Source organism: Streptomyces sp. NBC_01716, assembly GCF_036248275.1.
GTDB lineage: Bacteria > Actinomycetota > Actinomycetes > Streptomycetales > Streptomycetaceae > Streptomyces.
In genome coordinates this window covers 8,195,244-8,213,097 of record NZ_CP109181.1, presented here as the reverse complement: position 1 = coordinate 8,213,097, position 17,854 = coordinate 8,195,244, and the positions used below count along the sequence as shown (strand labels likewise).

The 17,854-nt window shown below is 69.6% G+C and carries 16 protein-coding genes and 1 pseudogene; 3 read left to right on the top strand and 14 right to left on the bottom strand.

The window, feature by feature from the left end; genetic code table 11:
* Positions 1–21 precede the first annotated feature (21 nt).
* From OIE74_RS36480 to OIE74_RS36470, 3 genes are all read right to left on the bottom strand, one after another.
* Positions 22–768 (bottom strand): IPT/TIG domain-containing protein, encoded by a 747-nt coding sequence (locus tag OIE74_RS36480; protein WP_329391512.1) that lies wholly within the window; start codon positions 766–768, stop codon positions 22–24.
* A 665-nt stretch (positions 769–1,433) separates the two neighbouring features.
* Complete coding sequence (locus tag OIE74_RS36475; RefSeq protein WP_329391510.1) at positions 1,434–2,090, bottom strand: response regulator transcription factor; 657 nt, start codon at positions 2,088–2,090, stop codon at positions 1,434–1,436.
* A complete protein-coding gene (locus OIE74_RS36470; protein WP_329391507.1) occupies positions 2,083–4,503 on the bottom strand; it encodes a sensor histidine kinase in 2,421 nt (806 codons plus the stop codon). The genes OIE74_RS36475 and OIE74_RS36470 overlap by 8 nt, the downstream gene beginning before the upstream one ends.
* 310 nt (positions 4,504–4,813) lie before the next feature.
* Here OIE74_RS36470 and OIE74_RS36465 point away from each other — a divergent pair, with 310 nt between their 5' ends.
* Positions 4,814–5,368, top strand: a complete 555-nt coding sequence (locus OIE74_RS36465) for a hypothetical protein (RefSeq protein WP_329391505.1) — start codon at positions 4,814–4,816, stop codon at positions 5,366–5,368.
* A 283-nt stretch (positions 5,369–5,651) separates the two neighbouring features.
* Here OIE74_RS36465 and OIE74_RS36460 read toward each other — a convergent pair whose 3' ends face one another.
* From OIE74_RS36460 to OIE74_RS36450, 3 genes and pseudogenes are all read right to left on the bottom strand, one after another.
* Positions 5,652–6,014, bottom strand: coding sequence for a hypothetical protein (locus OIE74_RS36460; protein ID WP_329391504.1), 363 nt, complete (start codon positions 6,012–6,014; stop codon positions 5,652–5,654).
* A 130-nt stretch (positions 6,015–6,144) separates the two neighbouring features.
* Positions 6,145–6,243: pseudogene (locus OIE74_RS36455) on the bottom strand (SDR family NAD(P)-dependent oxidoreductase); the annotation flags it as partial.
* 148 nt (positions 6,244–6,391) lie between these two features.
* Positions 6,392–7,285 carry a helix-turn-helix transcriptional regulator gene (locus tag OIE74_RS36450; protein WP_329391502.1) on the bottom strand — a complete coding sequence of 298 codons (894 nt, stop codon included), beginning with the start codon at positions 7,283–7,285 and terminating at the stop codon, positions 6,392–6,394.
* A 221-nt stretch (positions 7,286–7,506) separates the two neighbouring features.
* On the opposite strand from OIE74_RS36450, the gene OIE74_RS36445 reads away from it, so the two are divergent.
* Positions 7,507–8,523: a zinc-dependent alcohol dehydrogenase family protein gene (locus OIE74_RS36445; protein ID WP_329391500.1), complete on the top strand. Its 1,017-nt coding sequence runs from the start codon at positions 7,507–7,509 to the stop codon at positions 8,521–8,523.
* Positions 8,524–8,553: 30 nt separating this feature from the next.
* A complete protein-coding gene (locus OIE74_RS36440; protein ID WP_329391498.1) occupies positions 8,554–8,964 on the top strand; it encodes a (R)-mandelonitrile lyase in 411 nt (136 codons plus the stop codon).
* A 400-nt stretch (positions 8,965–9,364) separates the two neighbouring features.
* On the opposite strand, the gene OIE74_RS36435 is transcribed toward OIE74_RS36440, so the two are convergent.
* The 8 genes from OIE74_RS36435 to OIE74_RS36400 all read right to left on the bottom strand — a co-directional run bounded on the left by OIE74_RS36435 (position 9,365) and on the right by OIE74_RS36400 (position 17,690).
* Positions 9,365–9,955, bottom strand: a complete 591-nt coding sequence (locus OIE74_RS36435; RefSeq protein WP_329392562.1) for a dihydrofolate reductase family protein — start codon at positions 9,953–9,955, stop codon at positions 9,365–9,367.
* A gap of 333 nt (positions 9,956–10,288) precedes the next feature.
* Positions 10,289–11,131, bottom strand: a complete 843-nt coding sequence (locus OIE74_RS36430; protein WP_329391496.1) for a mesaconyl-C4 CoA hydratase — start codon at positions 11,129–11,131, stop codon at positions 10,289–10,291.
* The gene (locus OIE74_RS36425) at positions 11,128–12,285 is read right to left on the bottom strand and encodes a CaiB/BaiF CoA transferase family protein (protein ID WP_329391494.1); all 1,158 of its coding nucleotides are present in this window, start codon (positions 12,283–12,285) and stop codon (positions 11,128–11,130) included. The genes OIE74_RS36430 and OIE74_RS36425 overlap by 4 nt, the downstream gene beginning before the upstream one ends.
* A gap of 17 nt (positions 12,286–12,302) precedes the next feature.
* A complete protein-coding gene (locus tag OIE74_RS36420) occupies positions 12,303–12,779 on the bottom strand; it encodes an aldolase/citrate lyase family protein (protein WP_329391492.1) in 477 nt (158 codons plus the stop codon).
* Entirely contained in the window at positions 12,779–13,939 is a 1,161-nt protein-coding gene (locus OIE74_RS36415) for an acyl-CoA dehydrogenase family protein (protein ID WP_329391490.1), read from the bottom strand. Before OIE74_RS36415 ends, OIE74_RS36420 begins: the two co-directional genes overlap by 1 nt.
* The gene (locus OIE74_RS36410) at positions 13,936–14,991 is read right to left on the bottom strand and encodes an ABC transporter permease (RefSeq protein ID WP_329391488.1); all 1,056 of its coding nucleotides are present in this window, start codon (positions 14,989–14,991) and stop codon (positions 13,936–13,938) included. The genes OIE74_RS36415 and OIE74_RS36410 overlap by 4 nt, the downstream gene beginning before the upstream one ends.
* Positions 14,988–16,526 carry a sugar ABC transporter ATP-binding protein gene (locus OIE74_RS36405; protein ID WP_329391486.1) on the bottom strand — a complete coding sequence of 513 codons (1,539 nt, stop codon included), beginning with the start codon at positions 16,524–16,526 and terminating at the stop codon, positions 14,988–14,990. The genes OIE74_RS36410 and OIE74_RS36405 overlap by 4 nt, the downstream gene beginning before the upstream one ends.
* Positions 16,527–17,690, bottom strand: coding sequence for a substrate-binding domain-containing protein (locus OIE74_RS36400; RefSeq protein WP_329391483.1), 1,164 nt, complete (start codon positions 17,688–17,690; stop codon positions 16,527–16,529). It lies immediately after the preceding gene.
* Positions 17,691–17,854 lie beyond the last annotated feature (164 nt).

The following is a 17,854-nucleotide window of genomic DNA, read 5'->3' as shown; positions in this document are numbered from 1 at the left end:
GGGCGGCAGCGGGGGTGGCGGTCAGATACCGGGAGGCGTCACGTAGGTGAACGCGCCGGCGGCCGTGTCGGAACCGGCCGGGTTGGTCACCACCACGTCGACCGCTCCGGCGGCGCCGGGCGGGGTGACTGCCGAGATCGTGGTGGAGTTCACCAGGGTGAACGGTGCCGGGTTGCCGTCGAAGGTGACCGACCCGGTGGTGCCGAGGTTGGTGCCGATGATGGTCACACCGGTACCACCGGTGGTCGGTCCTGAGGTGGGCGTCACCGAGGTCACTGTGGGGACGTCCACGTAGGTGTAGGACAGACCGTTGTTCGTGCCGCCCGCGGTGGTCACGCTCACTCCCACAGGGCCCGCTGCCACGCCCGCGGGCACGACAACGGTGATCTGGGTGTCGGAGATGACCGTCGGCGTCGCGGAATTGACGCCGAACGACACACTGGTGGCCGTCGCCAGCCCGACACCGTTGATCGTGACCGTGTTACCGCCCACGAGGGGGCCGGACGTCGGCCCGAGCGAGGACTTGAACGGCGCTCCGACGTAGAAGAACGGAATCGGGTTGCTCGTGCCACCCGGGGTGGTCACGGTCAGCCCGACACTGCCGGCGCCCGAGGGCGACACGGCCGTGACCTGGGTCGGCGAGACGTTGGTGACGCTGGTGCCCGGCTTGGTGCCGAAGGTTACGGCGGTGGTGCCGGACAGGTTCGTACCGGTGATCGTCACCAGCGTGCCGCCGCCGGTGGATCCCTGGTTCGGAGAGATGGGCATGGTGAGACTCCTCGCTGACAGGACGGGACAGAGGACACAGCCGAACCTGGGGACCGCCGGGCCGCCTTTCACGGAAGACCCGTACGGGAGGACGGACGGCTGAGCCGTGCCGCCGGTCAATGGAGTTCCCTCGTAGCCACACAAAGGAAGAACCGGCGGACGCCGCCCTTTACCGTGATCCCCGGTTATGGGATGGGCGGCCCACCGGTTCGCTGTTTCAAGTACCCCACAGGGAGGAATCTCTGACAAGGCGCCAGTCACCACACGTGGATGGTTGGGCGGGTCGCGGCGGGCGCCCGCGTACCACCGCCGTACCACCGGGGTACGCCCTCCCGGCGGCATATGCCCTCCCGCGGCGTATGCCCTCGGCCTTTCCCCGGTCAGCCCGGAAAACAGACCAGTCGGCACCGCTGAAGCGGCGCCGACTGGCTTTCCAACCTCCACCGGGTGCCCATCGCAGCCCAGGCTGACCTGCACCTTCCCCACGTGTGGAAGGGACAGACCATCCCGGCACCACGCATCCCGAGTGGTTTGGGCTGCCCTTGGTTGGAATGGGTTCAGTAACGCAGGAACCCGGCATATGCCACAAGTTCCAGCTCACCGAGTCACCCGATCGGAGTAGCATGTGGAATGGTGGACTCGGCTCCTGGGGCCTTTTCACCAGTTCAGAGGTCGTCCACGTCGACCAGTCCGTCCTGGACGGCGCGGGCCACCAGGCTGGCCTTCGTCCGGGCGGGGCGGCCGACGTTCGCGTATTTGATACGCACCCGGTCCAGGTACGAGTTGACCGTCCCCGTGGAGATGCCGAGGCGCTGCGCGACGAGTTCCTTCGACTCCGACTGGAACCACTCGATGAGTACGTTCTCCTCGCGTACGGAGAGCTGGGGGCGGTCGGCGCGGGCGTTCGTTCCCAGTGCGCCGGCCAGCGCGGGCGGCATGTAGGGCCGTTCGTCGGCCGCCGCCAAAGTCGCCTCGACCAGGTGCTGTTGGCCCTCACTCTTGGTCAGAAAGGTCGCGGCTCCCAGGTCCAGGCAGTTGAGCGCGGTCTTCTCGTCGTCGCGCATCGAGTAGACGACCACCTGCCGCCCGGCGTCGACGAGCCGTCGCAGGCTGCCGAACGCGGGTCCGCCCTGGCCCAGTTGCAGATCCAGGACGACGACATCGGCCGTACTGCCCGGCGCGGTCCAGGCTTCCTGTACGGAGGCACCGGCCGCGACCACGGTGATGGGCCGCCGGGACGCGGCGTACCACACCTCGATGCCGGAGAGGATGGCGGGATGGTCGTCCACGACGACCACGCTGACCGGTCCGTTGTCACTCATGTCGGGTCAACTCCTGGAGTTCTGTGGGTCGTCGCCAGACAGCCTCCACCCACAGGCTTCCGTCCCGCGTCGTTCTGGCCACGGTCACGCCGGCGTCCGCGGCATGCCCGTGGGCCCGAGGTGGCTCTTCCGTGTGACGGCAGTCGGCGCGGTCCTCGCTGATCACGCTCACCCGTACCGAGGAGGGCGTCGACACGACGGTCACCCGCGCGATCGAGCGTGTACGGCTGAGAGTCACCGCCACCGGGTCGATCAACTCCCTGCGTATCCGCACGGGCACCTCGCCCTGCCGGCCCCGTACGGCAAGACTTATCGTCGCGCCCCGGTGCTCGGCCACCTCGACGCACGCCCGCAACTCGTTGAGCAGCGGGTCGGAGACGGCGTCGCTCTCCGCGAACAGGCGGCGCATACGGGCGGCTTCGACACCGCATCGCAGCCTGACCTCCTCGTCGTGCGGGCTCAGCGTACCGTGACCGAGGCCCACGAGCAGCGGCACCGTCGTCGCCGTCAGCGCCCGGTAGCGCTCCTTGTGATCACGCTGCATGTCCTCATGGATACGTTCCCGGGTGCGCAGTTCCTCCTCACGCGCCGCCGCGGTCCCCGCCGCCGGGGCCGCGTCGTGGAGCAGGTGCATCAGTACACCGACGGAGAGCTGGAAGCCGCAGGTGGAGACGGCGGCGATCCCCATCACCGCGGTGTCCGCGGCGGTCGGCGCCCCCAACAGGAACACGGCGGTCACGTTGATCGCGATGTGCGCCCCGAGGAACGCCGCGAACACCCTGATCCGCAGGTCCGCCAGCAGGAACAGGGCGTGCCAGCCGACCAGTCCGTACGACCAGTCCTCTGCGCCTGTCAGCCGCTCCGGCGGGAGCGTGAACGCGCACGCCGCGGAGACGCCGAGTACCGAGGCCACGCCCCATCCACGCACGGCAGGCGGCAGCCGCCTGCCACGCAGCAGATAGGTGGCCCCGACGACCGCGACGACGATGAGGCAGACGAACGCCACGGTCTGCACCCACGCGGGGCGGTACACCTCCTGGTAGGCGGTGAGCTGCCGCAGGGAGAGCACGAACTGCGACAGCAGGCTGATGAGCAGCGCGGCCAGTTGGGCCCCGTGCAGCAACTGCCCACGGATGAGGCGGACGACGGCCGCGTGCTGCGCCGGTGCGGGGAGCTGGTGTGCCCGCGGCTCGCCCTTCAGCCGCGCGTCGTCCCACGGCTGTTGGGTCCCGGCCCGCCAGTGCCACCGCACGAGGGTCCCGCTGCCCGGTTCTGAGGTGATCGTGGCGGAGCCGCCGACCGCGTGCATCCTGCCGACGATGGAGTTGGAGATGCCCCGGCGCCGCGCGGGGACGGAGCCCGGGTCGAACCCCCGTCCCGCGTCGGACAGTTCGACGACGGCGCCGCCCTGCTCCGCCCTTGCCCTGAGCTCCGCCTCCCGGACTCCGGCGTGGCGTGCCACGTTGGTGACGGCCTCCCGTACCCCGTTGAATATCGCGAGTCCGGGGCCGGACGGAACCGTGAGCGGACCGTCGATGCGCGTCTTGAGCCGCACCAGTGCCTGCTCCTCGCCCTCGCGCGCACCGGGCACGCAGCGGAGAAGCTCCGCGAGGTCGACGCTCCCCGTCTCGAACCCCGGCATGGCCGACAGCGCCTCCAGGTCCTCCCTGGCCCGGGGGGACAGCCAGGACCAGTCCCGGCCGTCGCCCTGGGAGACCATCAGCAGCGTCGCGCTCGCCGTGTCGTGCAGAGTCGCCAGGTACTCCCGCTCGGTGGCCCTCCGGGCGGCGGCGACATCGGCCTCGCGGCGCGACGCCGCCCAGGCCGCGGCCGACCGGTCGGCCGCCCTCGCGCGGGTCCGGACGATCAGGTACGCGGCCCTGGACAGGCCCGCCACCACAAGCAGCTTCACCAGTGCGGTCAGCTCCGGGCCGTGGCCGGGCGAGGAGAGGACGTCGCCGAGCGCGCAGGCGACAGCTCCCAGTGCGGCCAGGGTGGCGCCGACCATGGGGCGCACCGCCCACTCCTGCTGGAAGGTGATGACGCAGATGCCGAGAATCGCCTCGACCATCACATCCGCGCCGCCGCCGCCGAGCACCGGCTGGGACAGCCCCGTCAGCACCACCACCAACGCGTCCAGCGTCCACCGCCAGGCGAACGGGAGCGGGTGGCGCAGCCCGTGGAGCCGTACGGCGCAGGCGAGCAGGGCGGTCAGCAGCAGGGACAGCGCCAGGGGATTCGTCGCCGCGTCCGCGGCGACGATGCCCAGCGCACTGCACAGAAACACCACGGTGGACCGGAGCCACAACCCGTACCGCTCGACGGTCACGTCGAACAGGTGCTCGCTGGATCTGGGGCCCGCCATCGACTCGACGTCTCGATCCGCGTTGCCGCCGCGTCCCCCATGCCACATGAGGGTAAGGCTAGTTGACCAATGAACAAGACAAAGCACCTTAATAGGATGATAAGGGTCCTTATGGTGCGCACGATCGCCGTTCCATGTGGGTCGAACGACCGGCACACCTGTCGGCCGGGCCGCGTTATGGTGCCCCGAGCAAGGCGGACGAGCGGTAAATGAACGTGGAGCACACAGGGTGACAGTCGGCCTGACCATGAGGATCCCTCCAGCGAAGCTCAAAGACCTGGAGTCGGGAGGCCCACCTCCAGTTGTCCGGAACGTGGTCAATCTCGAAGAATCGAGAACGCTCCGTTCTGTCGCATATGTGGAGCGCCAACTTCCGTCAGGCGGCCTGCCCGCCTACCTCGCGGCGCACAAGACCGGCGCTCGTTCGTTCATCCTGTGGGGCGACGAGAACCGTGGCGGTGTGGTGGCCACAGTGGTGACACTGTCGGCCCGCGACGGGGTGGCGACCTACCAGGTGCTCGGCGCCGGCGGTGAGGTCATCGGCACCGTCGTACGCGAGAAGGCGCTCAGGGGCAGAGGCATACGGACCCGCTGGACGGTGGCACAGCCCGGTCTCCCCGAAGCGGTGGGGTACAAGGGCCGGATCTTCTGGTGGCTCGTCTGCTGGCCGCTCTCCCCGCTGCTGCCCTTCCTCATCCTCGGGGCGCTGTTCAACAACGGTGACATCCCCCGCGCCCCACGGCGCATCAGATGGCGCGCCGGCGGCCGGCTGCTCCTGGACTACCGACCGTTCAGGGAGCAGCTCGAACTGAGCGCGCCCGAGCTGGACTGGCGGGTGGGGGCGGCTCTGGTGGCCCTGCTGCATTCCTACGACGGCTGGCTCCGCACCCCCTGGGACGCTCGCAAGGTGTGACCGCCGGGCGGCGTGGAAGATCCACCGGACAGCACCTGGGGCCTGGCACGGTTTCCGGGCCCCACACCGTCCGCGCGTCAGGCTTCACGATCATGCCCGCCTCTTCGATACCGGGTTCGCCCGGCCAGGGAACAAGCCCCGGGCCGGGACCAGTACTGACGCTGGAGGCGCCACAGCGGGAAGCTGTGGGCACGAGCGTTCCGCCAGGCTCCTGCCAGCCCCGGCGCTCTACTACGCGGTGACCGTGAGGAGAGGGCGCCAGAGCCGAGGCGGGCGGGGCGTGTCAGAGGCTGAACACGAGTTCGGCTTGGTCGCGCTTGATGGTGTGCAGATCCCAGTAGGCGGGAGAGATCTGCTCGGGCTTGGCCGTCGGGAAGCCGGGGACGACCGACATGCCGATCGACACGTCGATGCCGACATGTGCGACCTGGATGCCGGTGCCGTCCAGTTCCTTGTGGAGGTTGATCGCCCAGTTGCGCAGGGCTGCCGCGACAGCGTTGACGTTGGCGACTGCCGGGACAGGGTCGATGGAGCCCGCGCCGGTGGTGTAGAGGAGAGTGCCTGCGCCGGCCTCGCGCATGGCGGGCAGCACCACCTGGGTAGCGGCGATGGCGCCGTAGAGCTGGAACTCCATCTCGTGCTGCAAGTGGGACGGGTCCGTCCTGGTGGGGGTCGTCAGGGGTTGTGGATCCGAACGACCCGACCGGGGAGTACTCCAGGACGTCGATGCCGCCGAACTGCGCGGCGGCGTCCTTGAGGGCCTGGGTGAGGGCGTCGCGGTCGAGTACGTCCGCGGGGAACGCGGCGGCGTTGATGCCCTCGGCGACGAGCTGTGCCGCCAGGCCGTCGAGCTTGACGCGGTTGCGTGAGATCAAGGCGACGTCGAAGCCCTGGGTACCGAGGCCACCCTGCGATAGGCCCGGTGCTTCGCAACCCCCGAGAAGCCGCAGACGAGTCCAGCGAGAAGTGGAAGTGCTGTACAGCGGCGACGCCGAACCCCCGGGGGGGCGGCGCCGTCGGCGGTCAGTCGGCTGCTGACCGTTCGGTGTCCGGGGCGGCTTCCTGGGTGGCGGCCCAGGTGGCGAGGAGGCGCAGTCCTTCTTCGGAGGGTGAGCCGGGTTCGGCCGTGTAGATGGTGAGGGTGAGACCGTGAGCAGCGGCCATCTCCAAACCTTCGAAGGCGAGGGAGAGGTCGCCGACGGCGTGGTGGTGGAAGTGTTTGGTGCCGGTGCCGTGGTGACGGACGTTGTGCGCGCCCCACCGGGTGCGGAAGGCGTCACTGCGGGTGCACAGCTCTCCGACGAGATCGTGCAGGTCCTTGTCGTGGGGGTTGCGGCCGGCTTCCGCACGCACGATGGCGACGGTGATGTCGGCGAAGGCGTCCCAGTCGGGGTAGAAGCGGCGGGAGGCGGGGTCGAGGAAGGTGAAGCGGGCCAGGTTCTGCTGGTTGCCGGGCGTGGCGTAGACGTCGGTGTAGAAGGCGCGGAAGAGCTGGTTGGCGGCGAGGATGTCCATCCGGCCGTTGCGGACGAACGCCGGCCCGGCGGTGATCGCGTCCAGGGTCCATTGCAGGCTGCGGTGCGGGGTCCACTGCCGGGTGGTGGCACGGCGGTGGGGGCGGGTGAGGGCGTCGGAGCCGTCGGCGGCCCGGGCCAGGTTCAGCAGGTGGGCGCGTTCGGCGTCATCGAGCTGCAGGGCGCGGGCGAGGGCCTTGAGGACAGCCGGGGAGACTCCGGCGAGGTTGCCGCGCTCCAGCTTGGAGTAGTACTCGACGCTCATGTCGGCGAGGGCCGCGACCTCGCTGCGGCGCAGGCCCGGCACCCGGCGACGGGATCCGGAGGGCAGTCCGGCCCGGTCGGGGGTGATCTTCGCGCGCCGCGAGGTGAGGAACTCGCGGGCCTCCTCACGGTTGTCCATGTCTTCGACGGTACGTCCCGCACGCGGCCCCAGGGATGTACTGCCAGTACATCCCTTGTCAGTGCCTCGCTACGCCTGTGAAGAGTGGGTTACCTGGACGGCGTGGTGCTTCTCGTGCCGGTCACGAAGGCGGCAAAGGCAGGGCCCCACACCCGGCTCGGGCGGTCCGGCACCCGTGCTTCGGGTCCGCACTCTGTACCCGGTACGCAAAGGGACCCCTCATGCGCGGCGCAGTGATCCACGCCCCCGGCGACATCCGCTTCGAGACTCTGGAGGACCCGAAGATCGAGCACCCGACCGATGCGATCATCCGCACGGCCGTGACGTGCGTGTGCGGCTCGGACCTGTGGCCGTACCGCGGTGCGGAGCCCACCGAGCACGCCCACCCGATGGGCCACGAGTACGTCGGCTTCGTGGAAGAGGTCGGGCCGGAGGTCACCTCGGTCAAGCCCGGCCAGTTCGTCATAGGCTCGTTCGCGACCTCGGACAACGTCTGTGCGAACTGCCACAACGGGTTCCAGTCGAGCTGTCTGAACCGCGAGTTCATGTCCACCTGCCAGGCCGACTACGTGAGGATCCCCAACGCCCAGGGCACCCTGGTCGCCACCGACGGTGTGCCGGACGAACGGTTCTGGCCGGGGCTGTTGGCCGTGTCGGACGTGATGGGCACCGGCTGGTGGGCCGCGGACGCGGCCGAGGTCAAGCCGGGCTCGACGGCCGTGGTGGTCGGTGACGGTGCGGTCGGCCTGTGCGCGGTGATCGCCGCGAAGGAACTGGGGGCGGAGCGGATCATCGTCATGTCCCGCCACGGGTCCCGGCAGAAGCTCGCCCGTGAGTTCGGGGCGACCGACATCGTCGCCGAGCGTGGTGAGGAAGGTGTTGCCCGGATCAAGGAGATGACCGGCGGGATCGGCGGGGACAGTGTCCTGGAGTGCGTGGGCACCGCCCAGTCCATGCGGCAGGCCCTGCACTCCACGCGGCCGGGTGGCAACGTCGGCTTCGTGGGCGTCCCCCATGAGGTTGCGCTTGACGGGCAGGAGCTGTTCTTCTCCCACGTCGGGGTGCGCGGTGGCCCCGCCCCTGTACGCCGCTACCTGCCCGACCTCATCGACCGCGTCCTTGCCGGTGCGATCGACCCGGGCAAGGTCTTCGATCTCACCCTCCCCCTGGACCAGGTCGCCGAAGGCTACAAGGCCATGGACGAACGCCGCGCCATCAAGACCCTCCTCACCCCCTGACCTCCCCCGTCAACCGTACGAGGAGCATCCGTGCAGATCACCCGCAGCTCGATCGACACCGTCAAGGGGCCGGCGGACTGGTTCACCGGCGACGTCTACATCGACGCCGTCGCCGCGGCGCCCGCCCCGTCCCGGGTCACCGCCAACCTGGTGCACTTCATGCCCGGTGCCCGCACCCACTGGCACCGCCACCCGCTGGGCCAGACCGTCTTCGTCACCGAAGGGGTCGGTCTGTGCCGGCGCCGGGGCGGACCGGTGGAAGTCATCCGGCCCGGCGACCGCGTCCTGTTCGAGGCCGACGAGGAGCACTGGCACGGTGCCGCGCCGAACCGGCTGATGGTCCATTTGGCCATCAACGAGGGCGACGACGACCACGACGTCGTGCACTGGCTGAACCCCGTCACCGACGAGGAGTACGCCACCGCCCCGGCCACCGGCTGAACCCGGGCACGCCGAGCCCATGCCCGACCCGCGGGACGGCACCCCATGACCTTCACCCTTCGCCGGGCCCTGACCGCCACCACCACCGGAGTACTGCTGCCGGCCGCGACCGCCTGCTCCGACGACTCACCCGCCCAACAGGCCCTCGCCACCGCCTCGCATCATCGTCGGCGTCGGAGCAGTCGCCGGCCTCGGCGTCGGCGAGCCCGTCCGGATCAGACAGGAGCACTCCGATGGACATCCGCGTCACCATCGACGGGCAGCCCGTTGCCGCAGGTGAGGTGCTGGGGCGGATCGGTGTCGGCTGCCCGACCAGGGACAGCGATGCGCAAACGCCGCCGGAGGCCCGATCCTGTGTCACCGTTCGCTGTGACTTCTTCGCGGTACCCGCTCAGATCGGTCAACGGCGCACTCGATAGCGCAGGTGAAGCACCCGGTTGCCCTGAATCACCACGTCAGGATCCTCCAACAGGTGCTGCGCGTGGACCGACCCGAAGTAGCGCTTGCCGGACCCGAATACGACGGGTACGACGTCCATGCGCACCTCGTCGATCAGGCCCGCGGCAAGCACCTGGCCACCGACGTCGCCAGCGGCGACCTCGACCATGCGGTCACCCGCAAGCTCCTGCGCCTTGGCCACGGCTGCCTCGACGCCGTCGACGAAGTGAAACGGCGCCTTCGGGTCCCAGCCCTCGGGGATCGGCCGGTGCGACACGACGACCACGTGGTCGATCCCGCCCGGAGGCTTTCCGTCCCAGCCGTCCGTCAGGTCGAAGACGTGGCGGCCGACGATCGTGACTCCGATCTGGTCCCAGTACGGCCGGATGTAGTCGTAGGACGTCTGCGACACCTTCAGCTCGCCGCTTTCGTCCAACGGGACGTCACCGCTGGACAACCAGTCGAACAGCGGTCCGGGCTGGTCATTCTCGTCCGCGACGAAGCCGTCCAGCGCGTGGCCGGGACGTTCGCGCGGGAACCGCCGGCTGGGCAACCAGCGGCTCGCCACCAGCCGCCTCGGTTGTGGTGCGGTGGTCACCGGATGAACACCACCCAGGTCTCTCCTCCATGCCGCAATCCCCGAATTCCTTGGCAGCCTCGCCGCCTCCGCCGTTCTCGTCATCGCCCTCTGGTCGGGCTGGCGCTGCCGTGAAGCCCTCGCGCTAAAGCGCGCCACCGCAAGTACCACCACCGTGCCGTGATTCGAGCAACGCCCGGCGGGCGGTCGGGGCCCACACCGCCCTGCCTTGCGCAGCGCCTGCCGGGCGTTCTGCGGATGCCGATGACTGTCGATGACCACTGGGTCAGCAGGGTCGAATCGAATAGGTCAGGAGGGTTGCACGAGCCCGCCTCGAGTGACTCGCCCGCGAGCTGTCGCGCGGCCGGAAAGGTCACGCGCGCCCGTGCGCCAGCTCGCGCCATCGGCGGTCGCCGAGACCACCAGCCCCTGGTGGTCCAACAGCGGGGACACCAGTCGGTAGTCGATCGAGACCCGTCGGTCCGCTCCCCGCTCGCGCGCGGCCTCGGCCATCGCGATCGCCTGCAGCGGACCGTGCGTCACAAGCCCGGCGTACCCCTCGACCTCGCGCGCGTAGTCACGGTCGTAATGGATGCGATGGGCGTTGTAGGTCAGGGCGGAGAACCGGAACAGCAGCGCCGGATCGATCGGCAGACGCCACTCCCCTGGCTCCAGTCCGATGTCCTCGACCTGTTCGACCGGCGCCGGGGCACTCGGCGCCACTGCGTCGCGGTAGACGATGTCCTGCTCCTCCACCACGACGGGTGAGTCGTCCTGCTCGATCGTGTGGCGGACCACGACGAAGGTCAGCCGTCCGCTGCGGCCGCTCTTGTCGGTCGACGACACGATCTCGGTGCGCCGGGTCGTCAGGACGCCGAGGCGCAGCGGCGCGAGGCTCGTGGCCCGTCCGCCTGCCCACATGCGACGCCGCCCCGGCTCCGGCGGCGCCGGAATAACGCCTCTGACGGGGTGGCCGTCGGTGCCGAGATCTGCCTGGGCCGGCCGCTCGAGGAGGTACAGCCAGTGCCACAGCAGCGGCAGACCGTCGCGATCGAAGTCAGGCTCACCAACCTCCAGCAGGCGGGTCAGCGCGAGCGCGGGCTCTGGCCGGAGCACCTCGCGGCGTTCGATGTGGGTCGGGTGCTCGCTCACGCGGAGACCTCGGTACGCCCGGTTGCGAACTCGGCGCGTAGCGCCGCGTTGTGCTCACCAAGGCGCGGGACGTCACCCATGCGCGACTCCTGACCGTCCACTGACACCGGCGGCAGCATCGCGGAAATCACGCCACCCGGGGTCCGAACCTCGCGCCATCGGTCGCGAGCCTGGAGCTGTGGGTGGGCCATAAGCTCGGAGGGTGCCCGCAAGCGCGCGCAGGCGATGCCCGCCGCGTCGAGGCGCGCGACGATCTCCTCGGCATCGATACCGGCGAAGGCCTCGGCGACAACCGGAGTGATCTGCTCGTCGTTCTCCACGCGCTCGGGATTGCCGACGAACCTCGGGTCCGTGACGAGCTCCGGCCGGTGCAGGACATCGGTGCAGAGCCTCGCCCACTCGCGGTCGTTCTGGACCCCGAGGAACACGAGGTTTCCATCGCCGGCGGGGTAGGGGCCGTACGGTGCGATCGAGGCGTGCTTCGCGCCAGTGCGACGCGTCTCGGTGCCTCCGTGCACCGCGTGATAAGCGGGCTGGCTCATCCACTCGCCCAGCGCATCGATCATCGCGACCTCGATCGTGGCGCCGATTCCTTGCGTCGCACGCCGCAGCAGTGCGGCGAGAACGCCAGAGTACGCGTACATCCCCGTAGCGATGTCGGCGACCGAAGTGCCGACCTTGCTGGGGGTGTCGGGCGTACCTGTGGCAATCAGCAGCCCGGTCTCGCACTGCACCAACAGGTCGTAGGCCTTCTTGCTCCGGTACGGCCCCGCGGTGCCGTACCCCGAGATCGAGCAGTGGATCAGCTCCGGGCGCTGTGCTCGGAGGCTCGCCGCGTCCAGGCCGAGACGTTCCACGGCACCCGGCACAAGGTTTTGCACGACGACGTCGGCCGAGGCGATCATGGCGTCGAGCACAGCGCGGTCCCCGGGCGCCTTGATGTCGAGCTCGATCGACTCCTTGCCGCGGTTGAGCCACACGAAGTAGCTGGAGTCTCCGTGCACGGTGCGGTCGTAGCCGCGGGCGAAGTCGCCCGCGCCGGGTCGCTCGACCTTGATGACGCGGGCGCCGAGGTCGGCGAGATGCCGGGTCGCGAACGGTGCGGCCACGGCCTGCTCGAGCGACACGACGGTGAGTCCCTCCAGAGGAAGCATGCGGGATCCCCTCCTGCTCAGTCCCGCAGGATCGCGCGTGCGCGATCGATCACGGGCTTGTCGATCATGTGACCATCGGGACCGGTGGCCACGCCTCCACCTGCGGCCGCGGCTGCCTCGACGACGCCGCGAGCCCACGCCAGCTGCTCTGCGGTCGGCGCGAACACCCGCGCCACCGCCTCCAGCTGGGCAGGATGGATGCAGAGCTTCCCGCCGAACCCGAGCGCGCGGGACCGTCGGGCCTCTGCGGCGACGAGGTCTGCCGCGACGTCGTCGTCGTGCCATGGCGTGCCGGTCGCGTTGACCCGCACCCAGGCCCGGCCTGCGTTCGAGAGCCACGCCGCAGCCGACCCAGGGGCCGAGTCCTTGGCATCGACACCGACGGCGTCCTCGAGGTCGAGGATCACGGCGTCGGCACCGGAGGCCGCGGCGCCGGCGAACCGCTGTGGGGTCGTGGCGGGGACGAACAGCCACGTGCGGTTGCTCACGCCCATCAGGCCGGGTTCCGTTTGACGAGTTGGCGGGCGATGACGTTCTTCTGGATCTCGTTGGTACCCTCGCCGACAATCATGAGCGGCGCGTCCCGGAAGTACCGCTCCACGTCGTACTCGGTGGAGTAGCCGTAACCACCGTGAATGCGCACCGCGTCGAGGGCGATCTTCATGGCCACCTCGGATGCGAAGAGCTTGGCCATGCCGGCCTCCATGTCGGAGCGCTCACCGGAGTCGAAGCGCCGCGCTGCGTACTGCACGAGCTGACGGGCCGCGGTCAGCTGCGTGGCCATGTCGGCCAGGTAGTTGCCGATCGACTGGTGCTCCCAGATCTGCTTGCCGAAGCTCTCGCGCTCCTGGCTGTAGCGCAGCGCGTCCTCGAGGGCCGCGGCGCCGACGCCCAGCGCACGCGAGGCAACCTGGATGCGACCGATTTCGAGACCACGCATCATCTGCGCGAACCCTTGGCCCTCCTCGGTCCCGAGCAGGCTGCTCTGCCGGGTACGGTACCCGTCGAAGGAGAGCCCGCAGCTCTCGACTCCCTTGTAGCCGAGCTTCGGCAGATCACGGGAGACCTCGAAGCCCGGCCCCTTTTCGACCAGCAGGATGCTGATGCCCCGGTGCACGGGCTCCGCGTCCGGGTCTGTGCGACACAGGAGCGCCACGAGCTGGGAGCGCCGCGCGTTCGTGATCCAGGTCTTGGAGCCGTTGACGACGTAGTCGTCGCCCTCCTTGCGGGCCGTCGTGCGCATGGCCTGCAGGTCAGAACCCCCTCCCGGCTCGGTCAGCGCCATCGTCGCGCGGATCTCACCGGTCGCCATGCGCGGCAGGTAGTGGTCCTTCTGCTCCTGCGTGCCGTGGTCGATCAGGAGCTTCGCCACGACGCTGTGGCCGCCCATCGCACCGGCGAGGCTCATCCATCCGCGGGCGAGCTCCTCGGTGACCGCGGCGTAGCACGGCGCGCTCACCCCGGCGTCGTTCCACGGCTCGGGGATGGCCAGGCCGTAGATGCCCATCTGCTTCATCTGGTCGATGAGCTTCCCGGGGTAGGTGTTGGCGTGCTCCAGTTCCTGGACCACGGGTTTGACCTCGCGGTCGACCCAGTCGCGGACCAGGGCGACAATCGCGGTCTCCTCCGCGTCGAGCTCGTACGAGGCGATCATCGCGACGCACCCGTCAGGCGACGGTGGGTCAGCAGCGAGGAGACCGCCACCGCGACGATGACGGCGCCGCCGTTGAACGCGGGCTCGACCCAGTCGGCCGCTCCCGCGAGGGTCAAGCCGTTGATGCTGATGGCGACGAAGAACACGCCGACGAGAGTGCCCGCGACGGTATAGCGCCCCGGGCAGATGGTGGTCGACCCCAGGAAGATCGCAGCGAGCGCCGGAAGCAGGTAGCCCACCCCGACCCCGGAGGCCGCGCTACCGGTCCGGGCAAGGAGCAGAGCACCCGCCAGGCCGGCGAGCGCGCCCGAGGCGACGAAGGCCAGAGCGACCGTGCGCTGGACCGGCAGGCCCACGAGGTGTGCCGCCGTCTCGTTGACACCCACCGACAACAGACGCCGCCCGAAGATCGTCAGCCCGAGGAGGAAGGACACCGCCAGTGCGGCCACGATGACGAGGTACACCGGCCGCGGGACGCCGAACCACAGGCCGTTGCCGAAGTTCGTGAGGGTCACGGGGACGCCGACGATGGTCTGATGGCCGGACCACGCGGACGCCACGCCCCCGAGCAGGGTGGCCATGCCGAGGGTGATGACGAGCGAGTTGGCCCGGAAGTACGCGATGAGGATCCCGTTCGCCAGCCCAACCAGCGCACCGATCGTCACGGCGATGACCACGCCGACGAGGATCGGCAGCTCCATCGAGGTGGTCGCCTTGGCCGCGGCGATCGACGTCAGTGCCACGATCGCTCCTACCGAGAGGTCGAAGCGGTGCGCCACCAAGGGGATCAGGGCGGCGAGCGCCGCCAGGATCAGCACCGAGTCGTTGGCCACGATGTTGCGGAAATTCGACACCGTGGGGAACGTCGCCGACGTGGCAGGGTTGAGGGCGAAGTAGATCGCGACGCCCAGCAGCAGCATCACGAGTCCGAAACGCTCGGTCAGGCGCAGGAGCGACGGGCGCCATCCATTCGTTGTCGTCACGGCGTTGTCCTCGGCGGGTGGCTTCCCGGTCGGCATCTCGAGGGTGGTACGGGCGTGCTGGGATGTCATGTCGATGCCTTTTCGTGCGGGTAGACGTTGTCGAAGATCCATGTGCGGGTGATATCCGGACCCGAGGCCTCGCTTGTGATGCGGCCGTCGGCAAGCACGAGCACCCGGTCGGCGAGATGGAGCAACTCATCGAGGTCGGACGTCGCAAGGAGCACTCCCGCACCGCCGGCGACGGCCGCGTCGATCTGGGCGTAGATGTCGGCCCGTGCACCGACGTCGACCCCCTGCGTCGGCTCGTCCAGGAGGAGGACGACCGGGGCGGACCTCATCGCCCGCGCCATCACGGCCTTCTGCTGGTTCCCGCCCGACAACCGGGCGATCGGTGCGTCCGCCGTTCCCTTGATGCCGTAAGTGTCGATGTCGCGCTCGGCATCCCCGCGCTCGTCGGTGCGCCGCAACCAGCCACCGCGCCGGTACCGGCCGATCGTCGACGCCGAGAGGTTCTCGGTCACCGACAGGGACAGGAACGCACCGTCGCGCGCCCGTTCCTCGGGGACGAGCGCGAGGCCACGCGAGATCGCCTCGGCGACGTGCCCGGACCGGAGCCGTCGGCCGCTCACTGAGACCGAGCCTCCCCGCGGCTTGACTGCTCCCATGACGTTCTGCATCACGCTGGTCCGGCCGCTGCCGACCAACCCGGCCAGGGCCACGACCTCCCCGGCGCGGATATCGAAGGTGACGTTCTCCAGGGGACCACCCCGCAGGCCTTCGACCGAGAGCACGGCCGGTCCGAAGGAAGTCCGCGGCCGGCGCTGTCGCTCCGCGGGCGCGTGTCCTGCTATGTGCGCCACCAGACTCTCGCGATCGTGCTGGGCCGCGGGGCGGGTGTCGACGTGGCGGCCGTCGCGCAGCACCGTCACGGTGTCGGCATAGCCGAGAACCTCGTCGAGCCGGTGCGTGACGTAGAGGATGCTCTGGCCCCGACTGCTGTAGGCCCGCAGCCGCTGAAGCAGGCCGTCCACCTCGTCGGCGGGCAGGCGCGTCGTCGGCTCGTCCAGGACGAGCAAACCGACGCCGCCGGAGTCGCGGTCGCGCAGGCAGCGCGCCACCGCGATGAGCGTCTGGTCGGCAGGTCGCAGGTCACGCACGAGGGACCGCGCGTGGACAGGGATCTCGAGCGCGTCCAGCAGTAGCTGGACCGATCGGCGTGCCTCGGACCAGTCGATGCCGCCGAGCCGCCGGGGGAAAGGACTGCCGGCGAGGACGTTCTCTGTCACGGTCAGCTCCGGGAACAAGCCGAGGTCCTGGTGGACGAACCTGATGCCTGCCTCCCGGGACCAGCGCGGCGTCAGCTGCTCGACGTCGAAGCTCTCGTCACCCAGGTGGAGCGACCCACACCGGTCGGCGCTGTAGACGCCGGCGAGGATCTTGATGAGCGTGGACTTCCCTGAGCCGTTGCCGCCTACGAGTGCGTGGAAGTGGCCGGGCGCGACCGAGAAGCTGACGTCCGCGAGGGCTCGCGTGCCGGGGAAGGTCTTGGAGAGGTGTGCGAGCGCCAGAGCGCTCGCCCGCCTCCCGGAGGTGGCGTCGACCACTCAGTCCACTCCCCAGATCTTCTTGTAGTTCTCCTGGTAGCCCGACGATGCCGGGTTGCCGTCGTACACGTCGCCGTCGGGGAGGTGCTCGGCGTCCATGCTGCCGATGCCCATGCCCGAATCGACCGGCTCTTCGCCGGCGAAGAGCCGGTTCAGGCCGTCCGCCGCAGCCCAGCCGGTCCAGGTGAGCGGCCGGCCGACCGCGTAGGACTGCGTCCCGTTGCGAATCAGGGTGATCGACGAGGCAACACCCTCGTTGCCCGCGAGCAGTAGGTCCTCACGCCCGCCCTGGCGCGCTTGGTCGACAGCCGCCCCCACTCCGAGGGTGATCGCCGAGTCGGCGGGAACCATGACGACGTCCGCGTTCGGGAACTGCTGGAGCGCGGCGGCGGCCTTGCCCTGGAGCTTCCCGCCGAACAGGTCAACAGAAGTGAACGTCACCTCGTGGACCACGCATCCGTCGCACTCAGCGAGGCGGCCGGCCTGGGCGTCTCCGACCATCCGGAGGGTGGCATTGTCGTCCTGGCGCATCAGGATGACCTCCGCCGTGCCGTCGGTCTCGGCGATGCCCCAGTCGGCGATCGTGGGGCCGACGAAGGTGCTCATGTAGTCCTCGTACGAGATCAGGTCCTGGTTGAACCGTAGGTACTCGTCGAACAGGGGCTTGCCACCGTCGCTGAACTTGTCGTCGCAGTCGAGCGCGTTGCCGCCGTAAACCTTGACGCCGGCTGCCTGCACCACCTCGATCGAGGCCTTGACCACGGAGCAATCGACGCCGAACAAGGCGACGGCATCGACGTTCGCAGCCGCAGCGGCCCGCAGTTGGGAGTTGTAGACCGCCGGGTCAACCTTGCCGTCGACCAGCTTGGCCTCCCACCCGAGCGCCTTCGAGGCCTCGACGAATCCTTGGGCCGGCACGACGCAGCCGGCCGCCTGGGTGCTGCAGGCGAGCGCCCACACGGTCTTGCCGGCCTGCGCCTCGGGACCGTCGGTCGGCAGGGCACGATCGGTGCCGGCGAAGGCCTGCTCCGTCGAGGCCTTCGCCTGCTTGATGACGTCGTCGCTGGTCGACCCGGTGGGACCGTCCGACGACGAGCTGCCACACGCCGACAGCGTGAGCGCCAGCAGCGCCCCGCACACCGCCGCGATGCGAGTTCTCGTCATACCTGCTCCTCCCTCAGTTTCACGTCGGCGCGGACCAGGTGTCCGCCCCGTCCTGCGGCAGTTGGATGACCACACGAGTCGCTCGGGGGAGCCACTCGCGGGCTACGGAACTGCGCTAACGATCACGATCGATCGAGTGACCCAGCCCACACTGGGTACTGCCA